The organism is Selenomonas sp. FC4001, from assembly GCF_000701565.1.
In the GTDB taxonomy this organism is placed as follows: Bacteria; Bacillota; Negativicutes; order Selenomonadales; family Selenomonadaceae; genus Selenomonas_A; species Selenomonas_A ruminantium_B.
This window is the reverse complement of record NZ_JNJF01000004.1, coordinates 291,313-317,902: the sequence shown is the minus strand read 5'-3', so window position 1 is coordinate 317,902 and position 26,590 is coordinate 291,313. Positions and strand designations below refer to the sequence as shown.

25 protein-coding genes are annotated in these 26,590 nt (G+C 50.8%); 21 read left to right on the top strand and 4 right to left on the bottom strand.

Annotated features, from left to right (window positions below; all coding sequences use genetic code 11):
- The first annotated feature begins 17 nt into the window (after positions 1-17).
- The 3 genes from T320_RS01560 to T320_RS01550 all read left to right on the top strand — a co-directional run bounded on the left by T320_RS01560 (position 18) and on the right by T320_RS01550 (position 3,250).
- Positions 18-1,694 (top strand): putative polysaccharide biosynthesis protein, encoded by a 1,677-nt coding sequence (locus T320_RS01560; RefSeq protein ID WP_037352292.1) that lies wholly within the window; start codon positions 18-20, stop codon positions 1,692-1,694.
- Positions 1,695-1,697: 3 nt separating this feature from the next.
- On the top strand, positions 1,698-2,576 hold the full coding sequence (locus tag T320_RS01555; RefSeq protein ID WP_037352290.1) for a diacylglycerol/lipid kinase family protein: 879 nt from the start codon (positions 1,698-1,700) through the stop codon (positions 2,574-2,576).
- 107 nt (positions 2,577-2,683) lie between these two features.
- Positions 2,684-3,250: a hypothetical protein gene (locus tag T320_RS01550; RefSeq protein WP_026760587.1), complete on the top strand. Its 567-nt coding sequence runs from the start codon at positions 2,684-2,686 to the stop codon at positions 3,248-3,250.
- A 64-nt stretch (positions 3,251-3,314) separates the two neighbouring features.
- Here T320_RS01550 and T320_RS01545 read toward each other — a convergent pair whose 3' ends face one another.
- A complete protein-coding gene (locus T320_RS01545; RefSeq protein WP_037352288.1) occupies positions 3,315-4,157 on the bottom strand; it encodes a transglycosylase domain-containing protein in 843 nt (280 codons plus the stop codon).
- A 184-nt stretch (positions 4,158-4,341) separates the two neighbouring features.
- On the opposite strand from T320_RS01545, the gene argC reads away from it, so the two are divergent.
- The 7 genes from argC to argH all read left to right on the top strand — a co-directional run bounded on the left by argC (position 4,342) and on the right by argH (position 12,423).
- On the top strand, positions 4,342-5,376 hold the full coding sequence (gene argC / locus T320_RS01540) for an N-acetyl-gamma-glutamyl-phosphate reductase (protein WP_026760589.1): 1,035 nt from the start codon (positions 4,342-4,344) through the stop codon (positions 5,374-5,376).
- A gap of 34 nt (positions 5,377-5,410) precedes the next feature.
- Entirely contained in the window at positions 5,411-6,622 is a 1,212-nt protein-coding gene (gene argJ / locus T320_RS01535; protein ID WP_037352285.1) for a bifunctional glutamate N-acetyltransferase/amino-acid acetyltransferase ArgJ, read from the top strand.
- 12 nt (positions 6,623-6,634) lie between these two features.
- Positions 6,635-7,519, top strand: coding sequence for an acetylglutamate kinase (gene argB, locus T320_RS01530; RefSeq protein WP_037352282.1), 885 nt, complete (start codon positions 6,635-6,637; stop codon positions 7,517-7,519).
- Between the two features lie 11 nt (positions 7,520-7,530).
- The gene (locus T320_RS01525; protein ID WP_037352279.1) at positions 7,531-8,733 is read left to right on the top strand and encodes an acetylornithine transaminase; all 1,203 of its coding nucleotides are present in this window, start codon (positions 7,531-7,533) and stop codon (positions 8,731-8,733) included.
- A gap of 11 nt (positions 8,734-8,744) precedes the next feature.
- The gene (gene argF / locus T320_RS01520) at positions 8,745-9,674 is read left to right on the top strand and encodes an ornithine carbamoyltransferase (protein WP_037352276.1); all 930 of its coding nucleotides are present in this window, start codon (positions 8,745-8,747) and stop codon (positions 9,672-9,674) included.
- Positions 9,675-9,793: 119 nt separating this feature from the next.
- A complete protein-coding gene (locus T320_RS01515) occupies positions 9,794-11,008 on the top strand; it encodes an argininosuccinate synthase (protein ID WP_026760594.1) in 1,215 nt (404 codons plus the stop codon).
- A complete protein-coding gene (argH, locus tag T320_RS01510; RefSeq protein WP_037352273.1) occupies positions 11,005-12,423 on the top strand; it encodes an argininosuccinate lyase in 1,419 nt (472 codons plus the stop codon). Before T320_RS01515 ends, argH begins: the two co-directional genes overlap by 4 nt.
- A 120-nt stretch (positions 12,424-12,543) precedes the next feature.
- Here the strand turns inward: argH and T320_RS01505 are convergent, their stop codons facing one another.
- From T320_RS01505 to T320_RS01495, 3 genes are all read right to left on the bottom strand, one after another.
- Positions 12,544-13,584 (bottom strand): PDDEXK nuclease domain-containing protein, encoded by a 1,041-nt coding sequence (locus tag T320_RS01505; RefSeq protein WP_037352270.1) that lies wholly within the window; start codon positions 13,582-13,584, stop codon positions 12,544-12,546.
- A gap of 162 nt (positions 13,585-13,746) precedes the next feature.
- Positions 13,747-13,914 carry an N-acetylmuramoyl-L-alanine amidase family protein gene (locus T320_RS14170; RefSeq protein ID WP_081824743.1) on the bottom strand — a complete coding sequence of 56 codons (168 nt, stop codon included), beginning with the start codon at positions 13,912-13,914 and terminating at the stop codon, positions 13,747-13,749.
- Between the two features lie 36 nt (positions 13,915-13,950).
- Positions 13,951-14,142 carry a hypothetical protein gene (locus T320_RS01495; RefSeq protein ID WP_037352268.1) on the bottom strand — a complete coding sequence of 64 codons (192 nt, stop codon included), beginning with the start codon at positions 14,140-14,142 and terminating at the stop codon, positions 13,951-13,953.
- 413 nt (positions 14,143-14,555) lie between these two features.
- On the opposite strand from T320_RS01495, the gene T320_RS01490 reads away from it, so the two are divergent.
- The 11 genes from T320_RS01490 to clpX all read left to right on the top strand — a co-directional run bounded on the left by T320_RS01490 (position 14,556) and on the right by clpX (position 26,548).
- Positions 14,556-14,837 carry a DUF1294 domain-containing protein gene (locus tag T320_RS01490; RefSeq protein WP_037352265.1) on the top strand — a complete coding sequence of 94 codons (282 nt, stop codon included), beginning with the start codon at positions 14,556-14,558 and terminating at the stop codon, positions 14,835-14,837.
- 181 nt (positions 14,838-15,018) lie between these two features.
- A complete protein-coding gene (locus T320_RS01485) occupies positions 15,019-16,215 on the top strand; it encodes an efflux RND transporter periplasmic adaptor subunit (RefSeq protein WP_231465821.1) in 1,197 nt (398 codons plus the stop codon).
- Positions 16,216-16,228: 13 nt separating this feature from the next.
- Positions 16,229-19,429 (top strand): efflux RND transporter permease subunit, encoded by a 3,201-nt coding sequence (locus T320_RS01480; RefSeq protein ID WP_037352262.1) that lies wholly within the window; start codon positions 16,229-16,231, stop codon positions 19,427-19,429.
- Between the two features lie 113 nt (positions 19,430-19,542).
- A complete protein-coding gene (locus T320_RS01475) occupies positions 19,543-20,346 on the top strand; it encodes a Cof-type HAD-IIB family hydrolase (RefSeq protein ID WP_037352259.1) in 804 nt (267 codons plus the stop codon).
- Positions 20,347-20,356: 10 nt separating this feature from the next.
- The gene (locus T320_RS01470) at positions 20,357-21,289 is read left to right on the top strand and encodes a ComEC/Rec2 family competence protein (protein WP_037352256.1); all 933 of its coding nucleotides are present in this window, start codon (positions 20,357-20,359) and stop codon (positions 21,287-21,289) included.
- On the top strand, positions 21,286-21,486 hold the full coding sequence (locus T320_RS01465; protein ID WP_037352253.1) for a DUF3006 domain-containing protein: 201 nt from the start codon (positions 21,286-21,288) through the stop codon (positions 21,484-21,486). The genes T320_RS01470 and T320_RS01465 overlap by 4 nt, the downstream gene beginning before the upstream one ends.
- Before the next feature lie 18 nt (positions 21,487-21,504).
- On the top strand, positions 21,505-22,557 hold the full coding sequence (locus T320_RS01460) for an N-acetylmuramoyl-L-alanine amidase family protein (RefSeq protein ID WP_037352251.1): 1,053 nt from the start codon (positions 21,505-21,507) through the stop codon (positions 22,555-22,557).
- 26 nt (positions 22,558-22,583) lie between these two features.
- The gene (locus tag T320_RS01455; protein ID WP_037352248.1) at positions 22,584-23,174 is read left to right on the top strand and encodes a GerMN domain-containing protein; all 591 of its coding nucleotides are present in this window, start codon (positions 22,584-22,586) and stop codon (positions 23,172-23,174) included.
- Between the two features lie 171 nt (positions 23,175-23,345).
- Positions 23,346-24,632 carry a trigger factor gene (tig, locus tag T320_RS01450; RefSeq protein WP_037352245.1) on the top strand — a complete coding sequence of 429 codons (1,287 nt, stop codon included), beginning with the start codon at positions 23,346-23,348 and terminating at the stop codon, positions 24,630-24,632.
- 27 nt (positions 24,633-24,659) lie between these two features.
- On the top strand, positions 24,660-25,271 hold the full coding sequence (gene clpP / locus T320_RS01445) for an ATP-dependent Clp endopeptidase proteolytic subunit ClpP (protein ID WP_037352243.1): 612 nt from the start codon (positions 24,660-24,662) through the stop codon (positions 25,269-25,271).
- 11 nt (positions 25,272-25,282) lie between these two features.
- Positions 25,283-26,548: an ATP-dependent Clp protease ATP-binding subunit ClpX gene (clpX, locus tag T320_RS01440; RefSeq protein WP_026760609.1), complete on the top strand. Its 1,266-nt coding sequence runs from the start codon at positions 25,283-25,285 to the stop codon at positions 26,546-26,548.
- Positions 26,549-26,590: the final 42 nt, after the last annotated feature.

Below are 26,590 nucleotides of genomic sequence, written 5' to 3'. Positions count from 1 at the left end.
CCTGTGATATATAGGCGGTGTTTCTCATTAGTAAGCAGGAAGTAACAACTGAAAATAAATCCAGCAAGGGAGAGTCCTTTCTGAAAGGAACTTTTATCCTGACGGTGGCGGGCTTTGTGGTCAAGGTCATCGGTTCCTTGAACTGGATTTTTGTTTCCCGAATCTTGGGCGGTGAAGGTATCGGTCTTTACCAGATGGCGTTTCCGATTTATTTCTTCGCCATGACGGTTTCCCAGGCCGGTGTGCCGGTGGCTATCTCCATCATCACGGCGGAACGGGTGGCATTAAAGGATATTTACGGGGCCAAGCGGGTGTTCCATATCTCCATGGCACTGATGCTCGTGACGGGCCTGTTCTTCTCTTTCATGACCTATTTTGCGGCAGACTGGCTCATTGACTGGCAGTTTGTCCGCGATGCCCGTGCGTATAAGTCCATTGTGGTGCTGGCACCGACGGTGTTCTTCGTGACATTCTTGGCCAGCTCCCGCGGTTACTTGCAGGGCTGGCAGCGTATGACCCCGACGGCTGTTTCGCAGATTGTGGAGCAGATTTTCCGGGTTATCACCATGATTCTTCTGGCAGAACTCTTGCTGCCCTGGGGCCTTGATTACGCATCTGCCGGTGCATCCTTGGGTGCTTTGGCCGGTGCCGTGACTGGTCTTATGGTGCTCATATATTACCACTGGAAGCTGGACAAGGATATTGAGCGGGATTATGGTTCCAATTTGCAGCCTTTGCCGGGAACGGAAGCAGAGTCTGCCTGGTCTATCATCAAGCGCATCTTCAAGCTGTCCCTGCCGGTATCGGCGGCCAGCATCATGCTGCCGGTTGTATCCAATCTGGACCTTATGATTGTGCCGCAGCGCTTGGAAGTGGCTGGCTACAGCGTCAATGAAGCTACAGAGCTCTTCGGTTATCTGACTGGTATGGCGGTGCCCTTGGTCAATCTGTCCTGCATCATCACGGCTTCCATGGCCATGAGTATTGTGCCGGCCATTTCGGAGGCGCGGGCGCTCAAGGACATGAAGCGCGTATATAATCAGACGGCGGCGTCGGTGCGTATCTCGAACTTCGTCTGCTTCCCGGCTTTTGTCATCGTCTTTGTGCTGGCTACGCCGATTTCCGCCCTTATCTACAATGCGCCGGGCGCTGGCCCTGCGGTTATGATTTCGGCCGTGAGCATTATCCTCTTGGGCCTGCATCAGGTGTCTACGGGCATCCTGCAGGGGTTGGGGCATCCGACCATCCCCATGGTCAATATGATTCTGGCAGCAGTGGCTAAGGTTGTTCTCAACTGGGAACTTACGGCTATTCCCTGGCTGGGCATCATGGGTGCAGCCTGGGCAACGGCGGCGGATATGGGTGTTGCCGCCATCATCAATCTGATTTTCATCTATAAGTTTATCGGCTACCGCATGGAGATTCCTCAGCTCCTGAAAACCATTGTGGCTGCAGCCATCATGGCGGTGGCGGTCTACTTCTTCTATGACTTCACCATGGCCTGGTGGCAGATGGGCGCTATTTCCACCTTTGGCGCCGTGTTCTTCGGCTGCGCGGTCTACATTGCCGTAATGCTCGTTATCGGCGGCCTTAAAGAGGACGATTTGCAGCGCATGCCTATGATTGGCCGTGTGGGCATCAAGTTCCTGCGCAAGATTGGCGTGTTCAAGGCAGAGGAAAAACAGGAGGCGTAAACATTGCAAAAGCTGGTGCTGTTCTATAACCCGGTTTCCGGGCATGCAGCTTTCAAGAATAAACTGGACTGGATTGTGGAAGCCTTTCAGCGGCGGGGCATCCTGCTCTTGCTCTATCGCACAAAGCGGGAAGGCAATGAAGATTTTGTAGAATTCCTGCGGGAAGTAAAACCTGAAGGGGTTCTGGCTGCAGGCGGCGATGGCACTGTCCATGAATGTGTCAACCTGTTGGTGAAAAATAACATCGATTTGCCGCTGGGCATTATCGGCAGCGGCACTTCCAATGACTTTGCCACCTATCTGCAAATCAATGAGGATATGGAAGCCTACTTTGATAAGATTGCCGCAGGCTCCTGCCGCCGCATGGACGTGGGCAAGGTCGGAGACAAGTACTTTATCAACGTAGCCAGCGCCGGCATGATGACCTCCATTGCCCATGAAGTGGACAGACGCCTCAAGAATGCTCTGGGCAAGATGGCCTATTATCTCAAGGGGATTGGCGAAATTCCCAAGTTCCGGGCTGTGCCTCTGACCATTACCGCCGATGGCGAAAAGCATGAGATTGAAGCCTTCCTCTTTGTCGTCATTAACAGCGGCGTGGTAGGAAGTATGAAAAACGTGGCCGAGAAGCTCGCGGTGGATGATGGCAAGCTGGACCTGCTGGCCATTAAGAAATGCGGCGTGCATAAACTCATGGCCGTTACAGCGGATTTGGTAGCCGGCAAGCCCGTGTCGGAAAAGGACTGCGTTCTGCACCTGCAGGCCCGGAATTTCCAGATTGAAACAACTGGCGAACTCCAGAGCGATTTGGATGGAGAAGTGGGGCCCATGCTGCCTTTGCATATTGAAACCATTCCCCAGGCTATTGCGATTTATTGCTAAGATTGCGGGAAAACGCGATTAACCACTAGCGGAACGGCTAAAAATGGTGTACAATAAGAAAGGTGCGATTTTTCGCGAAATTTTATATGGGTGGAGGGAAACAATCCATGAAAAAAATTGTTCAAATGTTGCTCGTTGTCTGCATGGTTGTGCTCAGTGCTCAGGTAGCCTTTGCCAATGCTGACAAGGTAACTATGCAGGAAGGTGCTGATATTACCTCGGTAAAACGCATTGCAGTGGCTGCACCGCTGTATGCGCCGGTGGATGAAAAGGCTCCCAACAAGGAAATGCTGACGCAGATTGTGTCGGATGCCAGCCGGGTATCCCGCAGCTATGTAATTTCCTATGATGCTGTAGCTGAAGGGATTAAGACGGCTACCAATGTGGACATCAAAGCTCTTGACCGCCGTCAGGCTGCCAAGACTTATAAGGAAAACGTGGCTAACTATGCCGATGCATATGTTGTGCTGACGGTGGCTAACAACAGCCGCACGACCTTCTTCTTTGATGTATTCAAAGCTGGCAGCAACGAACTTCTCTATACCTATGAGATTATTGCCAACAAGGGTGAACCCGATTCGGTGGCAACGTTCAACAACCTCGCAGAACAGTTCTACAAACACTTTGACCGTTCTGCTGATGAACAGCTCAAAAACAAAAACAAAAAGAAATAAAATAAAGGAGACAGGCTCCCTGTGAAAGGGGGTCCTGTCTCCTTTTTCTTATGCGAAAAGCAATTTATTGGGCAGGTTTTGCCAGATAGATGGGCTTGATTTTTGCTGACTCGGCGGTGGCTTCGTCAATATAACCATAACGCACCATGGCATCAATCACCACAAATTGCCGCTTCTTGGCCAGCATAAAGTCTACATAGGGGGAATAAAGAGAAGGAGCATTGGGCGTGCCAGCCAGCATGGCAGCTTCCGGCAGTTTCAGCTCGCTGGGCTTCTTGTCAAAATACCCAAGGGCAGCGGGGCCGATGCCGTAGTAGTTCGAACCGTAGTAAATGGTGTTGAGGTAGAGTTCCAAAATTTCGCTCTTGCTGTAGTTGGCTTCCATATCCAATGAGAGCAAAAGTTCTTCTGCTTTGCGGCCGAAGGATTGCTCATGGGAGAGAAAGAGGTTCTTGACCAGCTGCTGGGTGATGGTGCTGGCTCCTTCGGTGACTTCACCGTATTGGAGATTGACGAGCGTGGCCCGCATGATGCCCTGCACATCAAAACCGTAATGACTGTAAAAGCGGTTGTCTTCCACGGCGATGATGGCGTTTTGCATATCCTCGGGAATATCCCGGAGCTTTACATAATGTTCCTTGTCGATACGGGCATCTACTGCACGTTTGAGGAAAATGATGCGGCTGAGCCGGTCGATGGTCGATATTTCCTTGGGGCTGTCATCTTGCTGATTGGCAGGCTGAATGGCTTCGAGCTTCGGCAGAAACTCACCGACATTCTGCCAGGTACGGGGAGAAAAGAAAGAGGTGCCGCCCGCCAGAAAGAAGGCGATAAAGAAGACCAGGCCTAGAAAGAAGATGAAGCGGAATAATTTTCTGTAAATTCGTCGTTTTTTATGTTTTTTCATAATAGGCTCCTTAAATAATAGCTTATTCAATTATATCATGTTTTTTTATGAATAGGGGTTGCAATTTTATGCAACATAGATGTATAATTATAAACATAGTTTACAGAGTACAGTTGACATGTCAAATTTGACGGACGATAAATCCATTTTGACAAGTCAAATTGATACTAGAGGAGGAATCCCCATGAAGGTCAGCGTTATCGGTGCTACCGGTTATGCCGGAGCCGAACTTCTGCGGCTGCTCTATCAGCATCCGCAGGCGGAAGTGGTACACATCACTTCGGAAAGTCATACGGGCGAAAAAATTGCCAGCCTTTATCCGCATTTGCGGGGGCTTTACGATATGGAGCTGGAGTCCATGAAGGACATCGAGCGCATTGGCCGGGACAGCGATTTTGTCTTTATCGGTCTGCCGCATGGTCATGCCATGGAAGTAGGGCGTGCACTTGCGGGGATGCCGGTGCGGATTATCGACCTGGGCGCGGATTACCGCTTCGCGGATACGGAAGTGTACGAAGCCTGGTATCATGTTCCGCATACTCATCAGGAAGCAGAACGTGTTTACGGCCTGGCTGAACTTTATCGGGAGCAGATAAAAAATGCTAAGATTATTGGCAATGCCGGCTGCTTTACCACTGCCAGCATCTTAGCACTCGCGCCGCTTGCTAAGCAGCATCTTATCGATGTAAACACGATTATCGTCGATGCCAAGTCCGGTGTATCGGGGGCAGGGCGCGGAGCTAAGCAGGCCAATCATTTCCCGGAGCTCTACGATAACTTCCGGGCTTACAATGTGGCCAAGCACCGACATACGCCGGAGATTGAACAGGCACTGGCCGATATTTCGGGGGAAAAGGTTCTCTTGAACTTCACACCGCATCTCGTGCCGATGTCCCGCGGAATTCTTTCCACCTGCTACGCTAACCTCAAAGAGGGCGTAACTGCGGATTTGGTCAGTGCCGCTTTTGCAAAGCTCTACGGCAAGGAATACTTTATCCGCTTATTGGGCGAAGGGGCATATCCTTCCACCAAGGAAGTGCGCGGCTCCAACTTCTGTGATATCGCCTGGCATGTGGATGAACGCACAGGCCGCGTGATTGTGCTCTCGGCCATTGATAATCTTGTGAAGGGCGCTGCGGGACAGGCGGTACAGAATTTCAATATCGCCTGCGGTTTTGAAGAACGTATGGGACTCGATTTCGTCCCCCTTTATCCCTAATAAAAACGAAAAACAACTCTGAGGAGGAAACTATATGTTTAGTGATGCACATAAAAAAGCCGGGGTTACTTACCCGCAGGGCTTTCAGGCTGCCGGTGTCAAGGCTGGTATAAAGAAAAGCGGCAATCTCGATGTTGCCGTAATTTACACGGAACAGGAAGCGGCAGTAGCCGGTACCTTTACGCAGAATGCAGTAGCATCGGCGCCGGTACGCGCCTCCAAGAAGGTTGTAGCTACGGGCATGGCACATGCCATCACGGCTAATGCCGGCTGTGCTAATGCCTGCACGGGTGAGCAGGGTGAAAACGATGCGGCAGCTATGCAGGATATCACGGCAACGGCTTTAGGCTGCAAGGCGGATGATGTCGTGGTGGCATCCACCGGTGTTATCGGCGTTAACCTGCCGATGGACAAGATGGAAACGGGCATCAAGCAGGCGGTTAAGGAACTGTCCACCGAAGGCAGTGAGAACGCCGGTAAGGCCATCATCACCACGGATACATATTCCAAGTCCTGCGCTACGGAAATCACGCTCGGCGGCAAGGAAGTACGTTTCGGTGCTATCGCCAAGGGTTCGGGCATGATTCAGCCAAATATGGCTACCATGCTCTGCTTTATCACGACGGATGCGGCCATTGACAGCAAACTCCTGCAGAAGGCCTTGTCGGAAATCGTTGAAGTTTCCTTCAATATGATTTCCATTGACGGCGATATGAGCACCAATGATATGGTTATCGTGCTGGCTAACGGTGCCGCAGGCAATGCGAAAATCACCGAGGAAAACGAGGATTACAAGCTCTTTAAGGCCACTCTGCAGAATATCTGCCAGGAACTGTCTAAGAAGATTGCGGCTGACGGTGAAGGTGCTACCAAGTTCCTGACCATTTCCGTAACGGGCGCAAGAAACTTTGCCGAAGCCAAGACCATTGGCATGAGTGTTGCCAAGAGCCCGCTTGTAAAGACAGCATTCTTTGGTGAAGACCCCAACTGGGGGCGCGTAATCTGTGCCGTAGGTTATGCCGGCGTACCGATGGACCCGAATAAGACTGTCGTGAAGTTCGGTGACATTACCGTTTATGCCAATGGCGTAGGCGCAGCTTATGATGAAGCGGAACTGCGGAAGGTCATGGAGGCCCATGATATCGTTATCGGTATTGATATGGGCGAAGGCGATGCCAAAGCTGATATCTGGAGCTGTGACTTCTCCTATGAATACGTGAAGATTAACGGGGAATACCACACCTAAGGAGGCAGGCTGATGTTTACAGCAGAAGACAAAGCCGCCATTTTGGTGGAGGCCCTGCCTTATATCCAGCAGTTCTACGGCAAGACCATCGTCATTAAATACGGCGGCAATGCCATGATTAATGATGACCTCAAGGAAAAGGTCATGCAGGATATCGCCCTGATGAAATATGTCGGTATCCGTCCCGTCATCGTTCATGGTGGCGGCCCGGATATCACGGGCTTCCTCAAAAAGGTCGGCAAGGAATCGGATTTTGTGGCGGGGCTTAGAGTCACCGATGAAGAAACCATTGAGATTGCGGAAATGGTGCTCGACGGCAAGGTCAATTCCGAGATTGTCAATCTCCTGAACCGCCGCGGCGTAAGGGCCGTGGGATTAAGCGGTAAGGATGCGGGGCTGATTAAAGCCCGCAAGAAGCTGGCCACGGTTTATGAAGGCGAGGACACCAAAAAGGTGGATATCGGCTATGTCGGCGAAGTGGAGCAGGTGGACACAGGGATTCTCGAAGACCTGTTGAAGCAGGGCTATGTGCCCATTATCGCGCCCATTGGTGTAGGCGATAACGGCGAGAGTTACAACATCAACGCCGATTATGTGGCGGCAGAGATTGCCGGTGCCTTGCAGGCAGAAAAACTGCTGCTTTTGACGGATATCGAGGGGATTTACAAGGACTTCAATGACAAGTCAAGTTTCATCTCCACCTTGCATCTGCCCGAGGCTAAGCAGTACATCAAAGAAGGCATTATCGCCGGGGGCATGATTCCCAAAGTGGAAGCCTGCCTGACGGCTTTGGAGCAGGGCGCGGGCAAGACACATATCATTGACGGGCGGCTCGCACACTCCATTATCTTGGAAATCTTTACCTCCCGGGGCATTGGCACCCAGGTGGTGCGGTAAGGGGGCACAATATGCAGGAACAGGAAATTTTTGCGGAGGACCAGCAAAGCTATCTGCCGGTTTTTAATCGCTATAAAATCGTCCTTGACCACGGTGAAGGGGCCGAGGTTTGGGATATAAACGGCAAGAAATATCTGGATTTCTTGGGCGGCATTGCCGTAAATGTGCTGGGCCATAACAACAAGGCCTTGGTGCAGGCGGTGACGGAGCAGGCAGGAAAACTCATTCACTGCTCCAATCTCTACTACACCCAGCCGCAGGCAGATGCGGCGGCTAAGCTCGTGAAGCTCAGCGGCCTCGATAAGGCGTTCTTCGCCAACTCCGGCGCGGAAGCCAACGAAGGGGCCATCAAGATTGCCCGCAAGTATGGTTACAGCATCAATCCTGAAAAGACGGAAATCATCTCCGCCTGGGACAGCTTCCATGGCCGTACTTTGGCTACGCTGACGGCTACGGGCCAGACGCATTACCATGAAGGTTTGGGGCCGCTGCCTGCAGGTTTCACCTATGTGCATTACAACGATATCGCCGAACTAGAAAGCAAAATCAGCGACAAGACGGCGGCGGTAATGCTCGAAACCATTCAGGGCGAGGGCGGTGTTCATACACCGAATGCGGACTACCTCAAACAGGTCCGGGAACTCTGCGATAAGCATGGCGCCCTGCTGATTCTCGATGAAATACAGGCAGGCATTGGCCGCAGCGGCAAGTTCTTTGCCTATGAGAATTACGGCATCAAGCCCGATATCGTAACGCTGGCTAAAGGTTTAGCAGGCGGTGTGCCCATCGGTGCCTTTATCGTCACCGACAAGGTAGCAGCGGCCTTTAAGCCCGGTGACCATGGTACGACCTTCGGCGGTAATCCGCTGGCATGTGCGGCGGCCAATGTGGTACTCGATACGGTACCCAAAGATGAATTTTTGAAAAATATTCAGGCTGTAGGCAAATATTTTAAGGATAAATTGCAGGAATTAGCGAAAAAATATCCAAAATTTATTGTAGATGTGCGTGGTGAAGGCTTGATTTTGGGCGCTGAACTGATAAGTTCCGACCATGGCCGGGATATCGTCAATGACTGTCTGGCCAAGGGGCTGATTATCAACTGTACGGCGGGCAAGGTGCTGCGCTTTATCCCGCCGCTCATCATCACCACAGCGCAGATTGATGAAGCATTTGCTGTAATGGACGAAGTTATCGGCAAATACGCCGAATAAGGGGGCTTTGGATGTTAAAAGGACGCGATATGTTGTCCATCCACGATTTATCCGTGGATGAAGTACAGGAGATTCTGGCGCTGGCCCATGAACTCAAGGCCAAGCAGAAGGCAGGCATCGAACATCATCTCTTAAAGGGCAAGACCCTGGGGATGATTTTTGAAAAGTCTTCTACTCGCACCAGAGTTTCGTTTGAAGTTGGCATGTACCAGCTCGGCGGGCAGGCACTGTTCCTCTCGAACCGCGATTTGCAGCTGGGACGCGGCGAACCCATTAAGGATACGGCACGCGTGTTGTCGCGCTATCTGGACGGCATTATGATTCGTACCTATGGGCATGACCGTGTGGAAGAACTGGCCAAATACGCCGATATTCCGGTCATCAATGCCCTGACGGATTTACTCCATCCTTGTCAGGTGCTCACCGACCTCTTAACCATTCAGGAGCATAAGGGCAAGAACCTCAAGGGCCTCAAAATGGCTTATGTGGGCGACGGCAACAATATGACCAACTCCTACATGTATGGCTGTGCCAAGGCCAGTATGACCTTTGTGGCTGCTACGCCGGCAGATTACAAGCCGGATGCCACGGTGACCAAGCAGGCAAAAGAAGATGCCAAACTCACGGGTGCCAGCATTGAACTCGTAACCGACCCGGTAGAAGCGGTCAAGGGTGCCGATATCGTGGTTACGGATACCTGGGCCAGCATGGGACAGGAAGATGAACACGATGCCCGCAAGAAAATCTTTGCCCCCTATCAGGTCAACAAGGAGCTTATGGCACATGCCGACAAGCGGGCCATCGTAATGCACTGCCTGCCGGCATACCGCGGTGAGGAAATCACCGAGGAAGTCTTAGAGGCCAATGCCCATGTGATTTTTGATGAAGCAGAAAACCGCCTCCATACCCAAAAAGCCATTATGGCACTGACAATGGGTTAAGAGCCTTCCCCTTTGGGGGCGGCTCTGCCGCGGGTGTCCGGTGGACACCCCGAGCGGTGGCAGCCTGAAGGGCTGACGGATGAGGTGTAATATTTTTACAATAGAAAGGAAGTTCTATTATGGCTAAACAGATTAAAAAAGTAGTTCTGGCTTACTCCGGTGGTCTCGATACCTCCGTTATCATTCCCTGGCTCAAGGAAAATTATGATGGCTGCGAAGTTATCGCCTGCTGCGCTGACGTAGGTCAGGGCGATGAACTGGATGCCGTGCATGACAAGGCGCTGAAATCCGGTGCTTCCAAGGTATATATCGCTGACCTCAAGGAAGAATTCCTCAAGGAATATGTATGGCCGACGCTCAAAGCCGGTGCTGTTTATGAAGACAAGTACCTGCTCGGTACGTCCTTTGCCCGTCCGATTATTGCCAAGAAGCTGGTGGAAATCGCTAAGCAGGAAGGCGCGGATGCTATTGCTCACGGCGCTACCGGCAAGGGCAATGACCAGGTTCGTTTCGAACTGACCGTTAAGGCTCTGGCACCGAACATCACGCTGATTGCTCCGTGGCGTGAATGGGACCTCGATTCCCGTTCTGCCGAAATCGAATATGCCAAGAAGCATGATATCCCCATTGCTACGGATAACAAGACCTATTCAATGGACAGAAACATCTGGCATTTGTCCCATGAAGGCGCAGACCTTGAAGACCCGGCCAATGAACCGAAAGACAGCATGTTCCTGATTTCCAAGGCTCCGCAGGATGCTCCGGATAAACCGGAATATGTGACCATCGACTTTGAAAAGGGCGAACCGGTTGCTGTCAACGGCAAGAAACTCGGCGCTGTGGAACTGCTGACCGAACTCAACGAAATCGGTGCGCGCAATGGTGTGGGCATCGTGGATATCTGCGAAAACCGTCTGGTGGGCATGAAGTCCCGCGGCGTGTATGAAAATCCGGGCGGCTCTCTGCTCTATTATGCACATCGCGAACTGGAATACCTCTGCCTTGATCGCAGCACCTACCATTACAAACAGCAGGTTGGCATCCGCTATGCGGAACTCGTCTATGATGGCATGTGGTTCTGCCAACTGCGTGAAGCGCTGGATGCATTCGTAAACAGCACGCAGCAGACCGTTACCGGTCAGGTTAAACTCAAACTCTACAAGGGCAATATCATTTCTGCAGGTGCAACTTCCCCGTATTCTCTCTACAGCCAGGAATTTGTAACCTTTGAACATGATGATGTGTACAATCAGGCTGATGCTACGGGCTTTATCAACCTGTTCGGCCTGCCGCTCAAAGTTCGTGCCCTGATGCAGGAGAAGACGGGGAAATGAGTGAGGCCATGTGGGGAGGCCGTTTCACCAAGACCGTAGATGAAATGGTCAACGAATTCCAGGCCTCCATAAACTTTGACAAACGCATGTATCACGAAGATATTGCCGGTTCCATTGCCCATGCCATCATGCTGGCTAAATGCGGCATTATCTCCGATGATGATTGCGGAGCCATTCTGCAGGGCTTAAAGGATATCGAAGCGCAGATTGAAGCCGGGGAGTTTGACTTCTCGGTGGATTTGGAAGATATCCATATGAATATCGAAAAGCGGCTGACCGAGGCCATTGGCGAAGCTGGCGGGCGGCTCCATACTGCCCGCAGCCGCAATGACCAGGTGGCACTCGATACGCATATGTACATCCGCCGTGAAGTAGTGGCTGTGCAGAAGGAAATCATCAATCTGCAGGAAGCCTTGCTCGAAACGGCGAAGAAAAATCAGGATGTGATTATGCCCGGTTACACGCATTTGCAGCGGGCACAGCCGATTCTCTTTGCGCATCACCTGATGGCCTACTTCGGTATGCTTTCCCGTGACTATGCACGATTCAGCGGCGTTTACCAGCGGGCGGATATCATGCCGCTTGGCGCGGGCGCTCTTGCCGGAACAACCTTCCCGATTGACCGGGAGCTTGTGGCCAAGCAGCTGAACTTCGAGCAGATTTACTCGAACAGTCTGGATGCGGTCAGTGACCGTGACTACATCATGGAATTCCTGTCGGCGGCCAGCATCTTGATGGTGCATCTTTCCCGCTTGTCGGAAGAAACCATTCTCTGGTGCAGCCGTGAGTTTTCCTTCGTGGAACTCGATGATGCCCATTGCACAGGTTCGTCCATGATGCCGCAGAAGAAGAATCCGGATGTTTCCGAACTCGTGCGCGGCAAGACGGGCCGGGTAATCGGTCACCTGATGGCCATGCTCACCACGGTCAAAGGCCTGCCGCTGGCCTATAACAAAGACCTGCAGGAGGACAAGGAAGGCATCTTTGACGCCATCGACACGGTGAAATTCAGTCTGGGTGTCTATGCCCAGCTTATCCGTGGCATGAAGGTCAAGAAAGATGTTATGCGCAAGGCGGTGGAGGAGGACTTCTCCAATGCGACCGACCTTGCTGATTATCTGGTAAAGAAGGGCATGCCTTTCCGTCAGGCCCATGCGGTATCCGGTACGGCCGTGCACAAATGCATTGCCGAGGGCAAATATCTTGCCGATATGACCCTGTCGGAACTGCAGGAACTCTCGCCGCTCTTTGAGGCCGACATTGCCGAAGCCTTGAAGCCTGAGACCTGCGTCAACCAGCGCATTTCCTTGGGCGGTACGTCAACGGAGCAGGTCAAACTGCAGCTGACCGCCGCACAGGAACTTATCGACGCTGAAAAAAAGACCAATACGAATTTGACCAGTCAACAAATATAAGCTGGTTTGGTATAGACACTAAAAATGGTCTGTCACAATGTGGCAGGCCATTTTTATTTAGGAAAAAAGAAAAGTGGGCAGAATTGACATGTCAAATCCGCCCACAGGCAAAATGTTGCTTTATTTATTCATCTCTTCAATTTCGTCCAACAAGAATTTTTCCAGTATCGTCTTATTGGGCAGTTGCAGCATATAAGTAGAAACAAACAGCTGATTGTCCATGCCGGATAGTGCGTATTCCACCATCTTTGGCCCTTTTTTTGTACACAGAAGTATTCCAATAGGGGGATTGTCTCCTGCTGTCATTTCATTTTCTTTATAATAAGCTACATAGGCATTGAGCTGGCCAAGATACTCATGGCGGAACTCGTCATTTTTCAGCTCGATAATGACATTGCAATGGAGCAGGCGATTATAGAACACCAAATCTGGGAAATAGTAATTGTCATCAATAACCAGACGCTTTTGCCGTGCTTCAAAGCAAAAGCCCTTGCCCAGTTCCAGGAGGAATTCTTCCAGATGATTAATCAATGAATTTTCCAGGTCGGATTCGGAAATGGCATCTCTGGCTTCCAGTCCCAAAAATTCCAGGGCAAAAGGTTCTTTGACCGTAAGAGCACCAGAACCAGGCTGGAGCAATAATTCTGGCTTTTTACTGGCACCGGCCCGCAAATACAAGTTGGTGGAAATTTGTCGCCGCAGTTCCCTGACACTCCAGCCACATTTGATGCATTCGGTTTCGTAAAAGAAACGCTCGAAGTCATCTTCAATGGGCATTATCTCACGGATATGGGTAAAGGAAAGGTGGCTGAGCAACATTTCCGGCTCAGTAGCCAATTTGTGATTCACTGAATCACAAATCTCAGATTGGGAGGATTTTAGCAAGGGAATCTGAATATTACTGATTTTTTGTAGTCTTTGGGCAACAGCCTCTCCCAGATTGGTATATCGCAGGTAAAAAAGGCGGCACAGGTTAAGCATGGAGCGATCAAGGCCTTTGATGGCCAGTTTTCCAGCCAATTTTTCCAGTAATTTAGCCCCATATTGAGCACGGTCGTTTCCTTTTTGCTCATATTCCACGATATAGCAGCCTATTGCCCAGTTTCTAGCCGTCAACGACTGATTGATGGCTAGAAACTGGGCAATAGGCAGTAACTTCATGTACTTGCCGTGTGCTGGTGACCAGATTAGCAAAAGTATTCTCCGTACTCATAATTATTGCTCCTTGAATCTATTGTTGCGCTATACGCTTTTTAACGCTTGTGACAAGTTACAGTTTAGCACAGGAATGTTAAAATCTCAAACCTGTGCTAAACTTATTGGTCAAATATCTCGCCAATAATCCGTCACCCCACGAGCCACGGCCCGCGCCATATCTTCCTGATGTTCTTTTAAGAGCTGTACATCCTCGCTGTCGATAAAGCCCAGCTCCACGAGCGTGGCAGGCATATAGGTTTCACGCAGGACGCAGAGGTGTTCCTCCTGCCGCATGTCCGGGATTGATAAAGACCTTCATCACAACGACTCCTATTCCACACTTATGCCGCCATCTTCGGTTTGCCTGACGGTGTAAGAATCTTCGCCGTAGTCTTCCGCAAATACGATATACTCTTGCGCATCCAACAAAGACTGACTCACGTCCACACAATCGCCCAGTCGGTCACTCAGTTCCAGCAGCCAGCTGTCAAGGTCGGGAAAATCGCCTGTCACCCGTGGCATAATCGCTTCCTGTACCTCCGCAGGGGGCTTACCGGGCCTGCAGACAGGGCGTTTCCTCTTTATGGAGGGCTTCCCACGCACAGCGCTTATAAGTGGTGGTGGTGCACTGGCAGACGGGGCGGATACCGCCGCGGGTTCCGCTTGATTGTGTATAAAATTTGACATGTCAGAAAATAGGTGGTAATACATAGCAATAGGTGTTAAAATAGGCATGGATGATTTGCATAGCAATATTTCCGGGCATAGAAGGTTCCTGTTTATGATACATATGCCGCCCTTAGGGCTGGCGTATACCTTCCGCCCGGTTTTATTTTACTTGAAATGGGAGGCTGGATAAGGTAACGCGGGATATGTTTGTCAATCTGTTTGCGGATAAAATTTGACATGTCAAATGTACTGGGAGGGAACAGAAAATGGATATTAACTGGCATAGTGTAGCGATATGGTATTTTGCAATCATAAATGTTGCAGCGGTTATATTCTACGCTTGGGATAAGCTGTGCGCCATCCGTAAATGGTGGCGGGTACCGGAGCTGACACTTTTACTCATTGCGGCAGTGGGCGGAAGCATAGGGGCTCTTGCAGCCATGCGGCTGTTCCATCATAAGACGTTGCATTTGAAGTTTAAATACGGCGTGCCGTTGATAATGGTATTGCAAATAGTTGGACTGGTGTATTTGCACATACCGAAATAAACCAGCGGGAAAGTATGCCCTGCAAGGGCGGAGATGTAACAATAGAAAGGCCTAAGAGGTGGTTGACTTGTCAACTGCTTTTTAGGCCTTTTTGAAATTTAGAAGGGGAAATTTTCTCCATGTAGAATATTATGAAAATATAAACAAGTCGTAATTAGATGTAAATGAGGGGGAATATGAAGTGGCAGGATTTTTAGGAAGAAAGACAGCAGCAATCATAAGTACCATTATCCTGGGAACGAGCATCATTTTTTCCGGGTGCGGCCAACAGGAACAGGCCGAGCAGAAGAATACGCCAGTGAAAGCTATGAAGGTAATCCAGCAGGATACACCGATAGCTTATTCTTATCCCGGTCATTTGCAGGGCAAAGAGGAAGTACAGGTACATGCCCGTGTTTCTGGCAGTATCCTGGAAAAATATTTCAGTGGCGGCGATTTTGTTTACGCCGGCCAGCCGCTTTATAAGCTGGATTCCCGGCAGTATGAAACGGCTGTAATTTCTGCACAGGCAGAACTCAGTAAAGCCGAGTCCAATCTGCGTAATGCCCAGGAGGAACTGGGGCGTTATGAAACGTTGTGGAAGGACCGGGCTGTTTCGGAACAGACTCTGACCAATAAGCGGGCCGATGTGGAAGGTTATATGGCAACCGTTGCCGCTGAGCGGGCTGCCGTGCGCAAGGCACAGGAAAATCTCGACGATACGATTGTTTACGCACCGATGAGCGGCCGTGTATCTGTGGATGATGTGGCCGTGGGAACGTATGCGACAGCAGGTACGACCACGCTGGTGACCGTCGGTACGATGGACCCCATCAACGTGCAGTTCAGCGTCAGTGAAACCGAATACCTCAACCTGTTGGCTGAAGCTATGGAAACAGGGGTCGATATTCGTAACGACAACACGCCGATGCCCAGAATAAAAATCAGCCTGAGTAATGGCAAGGACTATCCGTATATTGGGGATATCATTGCTGCAGACAGAGCTCTGTCCACCAATGCAGGTTCCCTGACCATTCGGGCCACGATTGCCAACCCGCAGGGGATTTTGCTGCCGGGGATGTTTGTGCAGGTACGTCTCGTGGGAACCAAGTCGATGAATGCCATGCTGGTTCCGCAGCGTGCTGTACAGCAGCTCTTGGATGAATCTTTTGTGCTGGTTGTTGGTGAGAATGGAAAATCCATCTCCAAGAATGTAAAGGTTGGTGAAAAAGTAGGCAGCTATTACATTATTGAAAAAGGTCTTGAACCGTCAGATGTTGTCATCGTAGAAGGTCTGACCAATCTGCAGGCTGGTCAGGGCATTGACGTTACGATGGTAACGCCTGATGAAATGGGCTTCTCAATTACGGAATCAAAAGAGATTACCGATAAATCGTAAGGAGGCGAGGAAAGTGTCACGATTCTTTATTCATCGTCCCATCTTCGCCATTGTCATATCCATCATCATCGTCATTTTGGGTGTACTTTCCGGCCTGAGTCTGCCTGTGGCCCAGTATCCACAGATTACACAGCCTACGGTCAACGTAAGCACCATTTATACGGGGGCCAACGCCAGCGTCATTAACCAGACGGTGGCCCAGGTCATCGAGCAGCAGGTCAACGGCACACAGGGCATGGCCTATATGAACTCCAGTTCCGATGATACAGGTATGTACAACCTGGATGTAAAATTTGAGCTGGGCACCAACGGCGATATGGATTCGGTTCTGGTGCAGAATAATGTTTCCATTGCCACCGCCAACCTGCCTGCCGATGTGCAGGCTGTGGGCGTTACGACCAAAAAGGCATCCAGCGATATGTCCTATATGTTTGCGCTTTATTCGCCCAACGGGACATTTAAGCGCACCTTTATCATGAATTATGCGAGCATCTACATCATTGATGCCCTCAAACGCATTAAGGGCGTAGGTGATGTCAGCACCTTTGGCTCGGATTATGCCATGCGTATCTGGCTTAACCCTGACCGCCTGTCGGATTTAGGGCTGACGGTCGGAGACGTTGAGGCTGCCATTAAAGAACAGAATGTACAGGCTCCGGCCGGTACTATCGGTCAGATGCCCACCCCGGCCAATCAGGAAAAGCAGTATACAGGCAGCGTACAGGGACGCCTTACCACACCGCAGGAATTTGGCAATGTCATCTTAAAAGCCAAACCAGACGGCTCCTATGTATTTCTCCGGGATGTTGCCCGTATAGAAACAGGTGCCAAGTCCACGAACATGGTTGCCGATGCCAATGGTGCTCCCTGTGCCGGATTTGGTGTCAAGCTGACGGATGATGCCAATGCCGTGGAAACCATCAGTGAAGTCAAAAAGGTATTGGATGAAGCCGCGCAAAACTTCCCCGATGATTTGGTATTTATCCCCGTTATCGACAGTACGGAGTATATCAACGAATCCGTCACGGAAGTAATCAATACTTTTAAGGAAGCCCTGATGCTGGTTATCCTCATCGTGTTCCTCTTTTTGCAGAGCTGGCGGGCCACGCTTATTCCGGTGCTGGCTATCCCCGTATCCCTTATCGGCACCTTTGCCAGCTTTGTGGCGCTGGGATTCAGTATCAACACCCTGACGCTCTTTGCCATGGTACTGGCTATCGGTCTGGTAGTCGATGATGCCATCGTCGTAATCGAAAACGTGGAATCCCATATGAAAAAAGACGGCTTAGGTCCGGTGGAGGCAACCGAAGTCGCCATGGACGAAGTGCAGGGGCCTGTTGTGGCTATTGCCTTTGTCTTGTCCGCCGTATTCATTCCCTGCGCCTTCCTGGGCGGCACAACCGGCGTGCTCTATCGTCAGTTTGCCCTGACCATTGCCGTATCCATGGCGCTGTCGGCCTTTATTGCCCTGACGCTGACACCGGCGTTATGTGCATTGTTGATGAAGCCCCATGACCCCAATAAAAAGAAAAATATTCTGGACCGTTTCTTTGATGGCTTTAACAACTGGTTTGACCGCACGCAGAACCGTTATGTAGGAAAGGTGAGCTGGTTTATCGGCCATGCCAAGGTCAGTGTGGCCTCCCTGCTGGTAATCTGCGTTCTCGCCGGGCTGTGCTTCAAACTTTTGCCCTCAACCTTCGTGCCGGACGAAGATCAGGGATATTTCCTCGCTTCGGTTACCATGCCGGAGGGCACCTCTTTGAATCGCACCTTGGAAACCATGGATGCGCTGAGCGGTGAGTTCAGCGAGATTCCCGGTGTCAAGAACGTCATGAAAATCGCCGGTTACGATGTACTGTCCAATGGTAATAAGGCCAATGCCGGAACCTTCTTTATCAGCCTTGATTCCTGGAGCAAGCGGACCACTTCCGACCTTAGCATTTTCTCCATTGTCAACAAGGCCAATGAACTGCACGCAAAACATCCCGAGGCCCAGCTTATGGCCTTCCCAACGCCGTCCCTGCCCGGCCTTGGCATGGTCGGCGGCTGGAGCATGGAACTTTTGGATATGACCGGTCATACCGATAAGGAACTTGAGACCATCACCAAGGAAATTTTGGCAGCAGCCAACAAGCGGCCGGAACTTTCCAATGTCTATACGACCTATTCCATCGCTTCGCCTATCTGCAAGTTTGATGTGAACCGCGAGAAGGTAAAACAGCTGGGTGTAAATCTTTCCGATGTATTCACCGCGTTGCAGGTAAACTATGGCGGCAGTCAGATTAACGACTTCATGCAGTTCGGCCGCAACTATAAGGTTATCATGCAGTCGGATGCGCAGTATCGCAGTGAGAAGGAAGCTTTGAAGTTCAATTATGTCCGCAATAACGAAGGCAATATGGTTCCCTTGGACAGCCTGCTCACGCCGAAACTTTCCACATCTACTTCGATCATTTCCCGCTTTAACGGTACACGCAGCATCAGCATTCAGGGGAGTGTAGGTGACGGGTACAGTTCCGGTCAGGCCATTGCCGCCATGGAAGAAGTGGTGAAGCAGACCGCTCCTGCCGGTTTTAACATCGAATGGTCCGGTCAGAGCCGTGAAGAAAAGAAATCCGCAAGCTCCACGGGGCAGGTTATGGGCTTGGCGCTGGTATTTGTTTTCCTGTGTCTGGCTGCGCTCTATGAAAGCTGGAGCGTTCCCTTTGCTGTGCTGATGACAATTCCTACAGGACTTTTCGGTGCCTTCTTTGTACAGCTGGCCCTGCTGATGCTTGAACTCAGCTTCGGCAAGTTTAACCCGGGCCTGCAAAACACCGTCTACATGCAGATTGGTGTCATCATGATTATGGGGCTGGCAGCCAAGAATGCCATCCTTATCGTGGAATTTGCGAAAGTCCGTGTGGACCAGGGCATGGAACCGGTGAAGGCAGCTATTGAAGCCGCAGGCTTGCGCCTCCGACCAATCATCATGACTTCGCTGGCCTTTATCATCGGCTGCTTGCCGTTGGCCATGGCACATGGCGCAGGTGCAGCTGCCAGAAACAGCATGGGTACGGCTGTTGTCGGCGGTATGCTCTTTGCAACCTGTTTGGGAATTTTCCTGATTCCCGTACTCTATGTTGTGGTTGTATGGGTGGCGATGAAACTTAGCGGTAAGAAATCGGTGGATGCTCCGACAGCGGAGGAAACGCCGCAGGCAAAAGCCTGATTTTGTCACAAATACGCCAATATACGCTAAAATCACTTGAAAGAGACCTCGATTTTTAGTAACATGAGGAGAAGAAGTTTTCTCATTAGTTATTAAAGATTGAGGTTTTTTTCGTGACCAAAGCAATATTTTTTGACATAGACGGCACACTGATTAACATTCATCATAAAAAAACAAGCATATCCCTGCCGGTGAAGAAAGCCATCCGCGAACTGCGGGCGGCAGGGCATCATACATTCATCGCCTCGGGGCGGCCTTGGGCATATCTCAGTGATGAGCTGACTCAGGAAGGCCTCTTCGATGGCTTCGTGCTGATGAATGGCGCTGTGGTGATTCTGGATGGGGAAATCATTTTTCGTCAGGATATGCCCTTCGCGACGGTTAAGGAGATGGTAGCACTGGCCGAGTCGCATGGGCTGGAATATATTTTGGAAAGCCATCCCTATGTTTATCTGCGCGAGAATTTCAAGGGACTTGAAAATGTCTATCGCAATATTGACATTGACGTCAATAAATTCATCCGGGATTTTGACCTGTCAGAAGTCAAGGCAGCCAAGCTGGAATTTCTCTGTGATACGCCGGGGGCGAATGGCGTTTTTGAAAAGCTTTTGTCCTGGCATGGGGTAACGGGGCTTATCGACCCAACCTTGCGCAAATACATGGAGCTTTATTCGGCAGATATTTCCAAGGCTACAGGGATTCAGCAGGCGCTGCACTACATGAACATTCCCATAGATGCCAGTTACGCCTTTGGCGATGGCCTGAACGATTTGGAAATGATGAGTACCGTGGGCCATCCGCTGGTCATGGGCAATGCAAGGCCGGAGCTCAAGGCGCTCGCGGAATACATTCTGCCCACGGTGGATGAAGACGGTGTAGCGGAGGGCATTTATCGCTACATTTTGAAACGCATTTGAGGTGATACGGTTGAAGAAAAAATTAAGCATTGTAATGATGGCTTTGCTTACCATCAGCCTGCTCTTGACGGGCTGTGGCAGCAAGGCGGCTGAACATAACAGCGGGGCGGCCAGTCAGAGTGCTCCTGCAGAAACGGCCAAGGAAATGACCGTTAAGATGCTCAATGTGGGGCAGGGGGATGCCATCCTGATTGAAACGCCGGAGCAGACGGTGCTCATCGATACCAGTGACTTGGATGAGCAGGAAAAACTCCGGGCCGAGCTCAAGAAGGCGGGCATCAAGCGCATTGATAAACTGATTCTGACCCATCCCCATGCGGACCATATCGGCGGTGTGGAAGGTGTGGTGCTGAAGGATTACGAGGTCGGTGAGGTCTACGATAACGGCATGCCCTCCAAGTCCAAGATTTACACCCGCTACATGAAGCTTTTGAAGCAGAAGAACATCAAGCGTCACGGCTTAACTGCCGGGGATGAGTTAGACTTTGGCGGCGGCGTGAAGTTCAAGGTGTTTGCCCCTGAAAAAACTGTGGTGGAAAAGGGCAGCAAGACCACGGAGGGACATGACCCCAATAATGAATCCATAGTCGGCCAGTTGATTTTTGGTGACTTTACCATGATGTTTACCGGTGATGCGGAAAAGGCGGAAGAAGAGCCTATGGTTCATGCCTATGGCAATAATCTGAAAAGCAAGATACTCAAAGCCGGCCATCATGGCAGCAAGACATCCTCTTCGGCAGCGTTCCTGAAGGCCGTGAGCCCGGAAGCTGTACTGATTTCCTGCGGGGCTGGCAATGACTACGGCCATCCCCATGCGCAGACCATGAAGCGCTATCAGATGATGAAGCTGAAAATTTTTGAGACGGACAAGAATGGCACCATCACGGTGAAAACGGATGGCAAGGCCTACAGTATTGTGCCGGAAACGGGGGATGCACAATGATTTCTGCATATATTGACCGCTACGAAGGCGAGCTGGCAGTACTCTTGTTAGGGGAGAGCATGAAAAAGGTGAATTTTCCCCGGGAGTTTCTGCCGGATGATGTAGATGAGGGAGATTATATCACTTTGGATATCGCCTTGGATGAAGAAGCCAATAAAAAGGCTGAGGAAGAGGCATTGGAGCTCCTTCGGGATTGATGGTAGGAGGCTGTATTAATGAATAACGTATTCCGCTGGGCAAGTTTGGTGGGCGTACTCATGGCATTTATTTGTGGTCTGTGGCTGCCGCAGATGGCAGAAGCCCGTTCCAGCCAGAGCCACGAATTAAATTATTTTCAGACCAGTAAGGTAAAAATAGCAGGTGCAAGCGCCCTGCGTATCGAAATAGGTATGACAGGAGAGGAACCCAAGTATACCGTTAAGGATTCCCTCCTGCGCAAGCAGGTAGTGATTACTCTGCCGGAAACGCGCCGGGGCAAGGTCAAGGAACAGGTGAAGCTGAATAACGACCTGGCTAAGCATGTGAAAATCATGGAGGTTGAAGGCAGCACGCAGGTGATTATTGACTGCGTGAATACGCCGGTTGACGGCAATTACCGTGTTACTACGGCGCCTGCTGAACGGCGGCTCAATAAGCCGGCCCGCATCATTGTAGAAATCTTTGAAAACGGCGCGGCTATGGATGCTGTTCCCGGCATCAAGGGAAAGACCATCGTGATTGACCCCGGCCATGGGGGCAGCGATACTGGGGCCATCGGGCCGACGGGCGTCAAGGAAAAGGATGTCTGCCTGGCGGTGAGCAAGAAGGTGGAAAGTTTACTCGCTAGTTCTGGTGCCCGGGTGATTATGACCCGCAGCCGTGATGTGGATGTGTATGCACCCAACGCCACGGACAAACAGGAACTGCAGGCCCGCTGCAATGTGGGCAACCGCGACCCGCGTGCCGCTTTATTTGTTTCCATTCATTGCAATGCTTTTTCCAATCCTGCTGCTAATGGCATGGAGACTTACTATTGTGCAGGTTCTCAAAAGGGCTATGAGGCGGCCAATTTCATCAATGAGGAATTGGCAAAAGCTGGCGGTCTCTTTAACCGCGGTGTCAAAACCGCCAACTACTATGTGCTGCGCCATACCAGTATGCCGGCCACTTTACTGGAATTGGGCTTTGTGACCAATTACAGAGAGGAAAAGCTGCTGCGCAGCGATGCTTATCAGACGAAACTGGCCAATGCCATTGTGCGGGGCATTGCCCGTTATTTCAAGGGCTAAGGCCTGATAATAGATGAGGTGAGATCATGAAGAAATTGCGTTATCTGCTGCTGATGGTGCTGGCTTTGACTTTGCTGGCAGCTGCAGGCTGCAGCGATAATAAGAATAATGTTGGTGGGGATGACAACAAGACCACCATCACCGCCGATAAGGGAAGTGCCCCCAATGCTTTGCCGAACAAGGAAAAGGAGAAGGCAGCTAAGGGTAAGCTGACCATCAAGGTCTACTATCCCGATGAGCAGGGGATGAAACTGCAGGCCGTGAAAAAGACGGTTAAGGTCGGCAGTGATGACAAGTACACCGCTGCGCTCAAAGCCTTGCTCGATGGCACCAAGGAAAAAGGTCTAGCCACCATCGTGCCCAAGCAGGCCAAAATCAAGAGCGTCAAGGTGCAGGGCGATACCGCCTTTGTCGATTTTGACGATAACTTAATCAAGAAATTCATCGGCGGTTCCACTGGGGAAGAAATGCTGGTGGGTTCCATCGTCAACACGCTGACGGAGTTTAGCGAAATCAAGAAAGTTCAGCTGCTGGTGGAGGGCAAGAAGATTGAATCCATCTCCGGCCATTTGGATTTGACCAAGCCCGTGGAACGCATGGATAACCTAATCAAATAAGCGCATTGCTTTTTTGACTTTTTTATAAGAAATACTCTCTGGAACGTGGATAAAACCTTGTGTTTGTTCGCGTTCTGTGATAATATAGCAAGAGTATGGCATATTTGCGGTAGAGTACGCAAAAAACGGCCATACCTTGATTCAGATAATTACAGGAGGTCGTTTCAGACAATGAAAGTTACGGTTGAAAATGGTGAAAACCAGCAGGTTACTCTGACGGTTGAGGTTGAAGCTGCGGAAGTTTCCAAGGCAGTAGAAAAGGCTGTAAAGCGTCTCAGCAACCGTGTAAATATTCCGGGTTTCCGCAAGGGCAAGGCTCCGCGCAAGATCATCGAGCGCAACGTGGGCATGGATGCTATCATGCAGGAAGCTTTCGATATCGTAGGCCCGAAGGCTTTTGCTGATGCTCTCGAAGAACAGAAGATTGAGCCGGTTAGCCGTCCGCAGATCGACATCGAAACTCTCGAAGATGGCAAGGATCTCGTATTCAAGGCTACGGTTACCCCGCGTCCGGAAGTTAAACTGGGCGAATACAAGGGCCTAAAGGTTGAAAAGAAGGTTGAAGCTGTAACCGACGAAGACGTTGAAAAGCAGCTCAAGACTTTCCAGGATCGTCAGGGCAAGATGGTTGACGCTCCGGAAGGTTCCGCTGTTAAAGATGGCGACTTCACGACGCTTGATTTCGAAGGTTTCGTAGATGGCGAAGCATTCGAAGGCGGCAAGGGCCAGGATTACCCGCTGCAGATTGGTTCCGGCAGCTTCATTCCGGGCTTTGAAGATCAGCTCATCGGCGCTAAGATTGGCGAAGAAAAAGAAGTCAACGTAACGTTCCCGGAAGAATACCATGCTAAGGAACTGGCTGGCAAGGCTGCTATGTTCAAGTGCACCATCCGCAGCATCAAGCAGAAAGAACTGCCGGCTATGGATGACGAACTGGCTAAGAAAGTCAGCAAGTTCGAAACTCTTGAAGAACTCAAGGCTGATGTTCGCAAGAACCTCGAAGAAAACGCAGCTCGCAAGGCTGAAAACGACCAGAAGGCTGCTGCTATCGACATGGCTACGAGCAACATCACCGTTGACATTCCGGCTGTCATGATTGACAACCGCGTAGAAGGCATGATTCGCGAAATGGCTATGCGCCTCGAACAGCAGGGCATGAGCTTTGATGCTTACCTCCAGTACGCTGGCACGGACATCAACAAGATTCGTGAAGATTACCGCGAAACGGCTGAAAAGAACGTTCGCACGGATCTCATGCTGGAAGAAGTTGCTAAGGCTGAAGACATCAAGGTTGAAGCAAAAGACCTCGATGCTGAAGTTGCTGGCATGGCTGCTGCTTACGGTGCAACGCCGCAGCAGGTTCAGAAGATTATTAAGGAGCAGGGACGCATTGGCGATCTGGCTGCTACGGTACTTCGCAAGAAGACGGCACAGTTCATCATCGACAGCATTGCCTAATTTTTCCCTGTATATGGGGGTATACCAATGAGTTATGTACCAATGGTCGTAGAGCAGTCTAACCGTGGCGAGCGGGCATATGATATTTATTCCCGCCTGCTCAAGGACAGAATCATCTTCCTGGGTGGTCAGATTGACGATAATGTAGCCAACGTTGTGGTGGCACAGATGCTCTTCCTGGAGTCGGAAGACCCGGATAAGGACATCTACCTCTACATCAACAGCCCCGGCGGTGTAGTTACCGCAGGCTTGGCTATCTATGATACCATGCAGTATATCAAACCGGACGTTTCCACCATTTGCATTGGCCAGGCGGCCAGCATGGGAGCTGTGCTCCTGACTGCTGGCGCCAAGGGCAAGCGCTTCGCTCTGCCCAACGCCCGGGTTATGATTCACCAGCCGTTAGGCGGTGCTCAGGGCCAGTCCACGGACATCCAGATTCAGGCCCGTGAGATTCAGCGCATCCGTGAGACGATTAACGATATCTTCGTTCAGACCACGGGCAAGACCGCTGAAGAAATCAATAACGACACGGAACGCGATAATTTCATGACCGCTGCCGAAGCCAAGGCTTACGGCATTGTGGATGAAGTAATTACCCGTCCAAAAAAGACGAAGAAGAACGACGCTAAGGATTGAGGGGTGGTGTCATGTTGAAGTTTGGGGATGAAAAAGGTCAGCTCAAGTGCTCTTTTTGTGGCAAGACCCAGGAGCAGGTAAGAAAGCTGGTTGCAGGTCCCGGTGTCTATATCTGCGACGAATGCATTGAACTCTGCAATGAAATCATTGAGGAAGAGTTCAGCGAAGAAGCAGAGGTAGAGCTCAAGGACGTCCCAAAACCGAAGGACATCCGTGCAATCCTCGACCAGTATGTAATCGGTCAGAACGATGCCAAGAAGAGCCTCGCCGTGGCCGTGTACAATCACTACAAGCGCATTAATATGGGCGCAGGCAAGACGGATGATGTGGAACTGCAGAAGTCCAACATTCTGATGCTTGGTCCCACAGGCAGCGGTAAGACGCTTCTGGCACAGACTTTGGCGCGGATACTCAACGTACCCTTTGCCATTGCGGATGCTACGGCGCTTACGGAAGCCGGTTATGTGGGCGAGGATGTGGAAAACATCCTTCTGAAGCTCATTCAAGCCGCTGATTATGATGTGGAGAAGGCCGAACGCGGCATTGTCTATATCGATGAAATCGATAAGATTGCCCGCAAGTCGGAAAATCCCTCCATCACCCGTGATGTATCTGGCGAAGGTGTACAGCAGGCCCTTTTGAAGATTCTGGAAGGCACGGTCGCTTCCGTTCCGCCACAGGGCGGGCGCAAGCACCCCCATCAGGAGCTTATCCAGATTGATACCACGAATATTCTCTTTATCTGCGGCGGTGCTTTTGATGGCATTGAAAAGGTTATCGAAAGTCGTATCGGCCAGAAGCAGATGGGCTTTGGTGCTAATATCAAATCCAAGAAGCAGCAGCGCAATGTCGGGGAAACCCTCAAGAAGCTCCTGCCGGAGGATTTGCTCAAGCATGGTCTGATTCCGGAATTCATTGGCCGTGTGCCAGTGGTAGTAACGCTGGAATCCTTGGACGAGGACGCTCTGGTCAGCATTTTGACCCAGCCGAAGAACGCGCTGATTAAACAGTATGCCAAGCTCTTGGAGATGGACGGCGTGAAGCTGTCCTTTGATGATGAGGCTCTGCGCCTTATCGCCAAGGAAGCCCTGAAGCGCAAGACTGGCGCCCGTGGCCTGCGGTCCATTATTGAAGGCATCATGTGCAATGTCATGTACGACATTCCCTCCATTGAGGGTGTCACGGCCTGCCATGTGACCAAAGACACGGTGAACAACAAAAAAGACCCTGTTCTGACCATCGACAAGAAGGTGCAGAACAGTGAAGCATCTGCCTGATTACGGCAGGCGTAAGGCAAGGCGTTGCTAAGGCAGCGCCTT

What these genes read in the sequence shown, in the direction of transcription:
- T320_RS01550 (WP_026760587.1), top strand. Translation starts at nt 2,684, where the DNA reads ATGAAAAAAATTGTTCAAATGTTGCTCGTTGTCTGCATGGTTGTGCTC.
- T320_RS01545 (WP_037352288.1), bottom strand. Translation starts at nt 4,157, where the DNA reads ATGAAAAAACATAAAAAACGACGAATTTACAGAAAATTATTCCGCTTC.
- argC (WP_026760589.1), top strand. Translation starts at nt 4,342, where the DNA reads ATGAAGGTCAGCGTTATCGGTGCTACCGGTTATGCCGGAGCCGAACTT.
- argJ (WP_037352285.1), top strand. Translation starts at nt 5,411, where the DNA reads ATGTTTAGTGATGCACATAAAAAAGCCGGGGTTACTTACCCGCAGGGC.
- argB (WP_037352282.1), top strand. Translation starts at nt 6,635, where the DNA reads ATGTTTACAGCAGAAGACAAAGCCGCCATTTTGGTGGAGGCCCTGCCT.
- T320_RS01525 (WP_037352279.1), top strand. Translation starts at nt 7,531, where the DNA reads ATGCAGGAACAGGAAATTTTTGCGGAGGACCAGCAAAGCTATCTGCCG.
- argF (WP_037352276.1), top strand. Translation starts at nt 8,745, where the DNA reads ATGTTAAAAGGACGCGATATGTTGTCCATCCACGATTTATCCGTGGAT.
- T320_RS01515 (WP_026760594.1), top strand. Translation starts at nt 9,794, where the DNA reads ATGGCTAAACAGATTAAAAAAGTAGTTCTGGCTTACTCCGGTGGTCTC.
- argH (WP_037352273.1), top strand. Translation starts at nt 11,005, where the DNA reads ATGAGTGAGGCCATGTGGGGAGGCCGTTTCACCAAGACCGTAGATGAA.
- T320_RS01505 (WP_037352270.1), bottom strand. Translation starts at nt 13,584, where the DNA reads ATGAAGTTACTGCCTATTGCCCAGTTTCTAGCCATCAATCAGTCGTTG.
- T320_RS14170 (WP_081824743.1), bottom strand. Translation starts at nt 13,914, where the DNA reads ATGCGGCAGGAGGAACACCTCTGCGTCCTGCGTGAAACCTATATGCCT.
- T320_RS01495 (WP_037352268.1), bottom strand. Translation starts at nt 14,142, where the DNA reads ATGCCACGGGTGACAGGCGATTTTCCCGACCTTGACAGCTGGCTGCTG.
- T320_RS01490 (WP_037352265.1), top strand. Translation starts at nt 14,556, where the DNA reads ATGGATATTAACTGGCATAGTGTAGCGATATGGTATTTTGCAATCATA.
- T320_RS01465 (WP_037352253.1), top strand. Translation starts at nt 21,286, where the DNA reads ATGATTTCTGCATATATTGACCGCTACGAAGGCGAGCTGGCAGTACTC.
- T320_RS01460 (WP_037352251.1), top strand. Translation starts at nt 21,505, where the DNA reads ATGAATAACGTATTCCGCTGGGCAAGTTTGGTGGGCGTACTCATGGCA.
- T320_RS01455 (WP_037352248.1), top strand. Translation starts at nt 22,584, where the DNA reads ATGAAGAAATTGCGTTATCTGCTGCTGATGGTGCTGGCTTTGACTTTG.
- tig (WP_037352245.1), top strand. Translation starts at nt 23,346, where the DNA reads ATGAAAGTTACGGTTGAAAATGGTGAAAACCAGCAGGTTACTCTGACG.
- clpP (WP_037352243.1), top strand. Translation starts at nt 24,660, where the DNA reads ATGAGTTATGTACCAATGGTCGTAGAGCAGTCTAACCGTGGCGAGCGG.
- clpX (WP_026760609.1), top strand. Translation starts at nt 25,283, where the DNA reads ATGTTGAAGTTTGGGGATGAAAAAGGTCAGCTCAAGTGCTCTTTTTGT.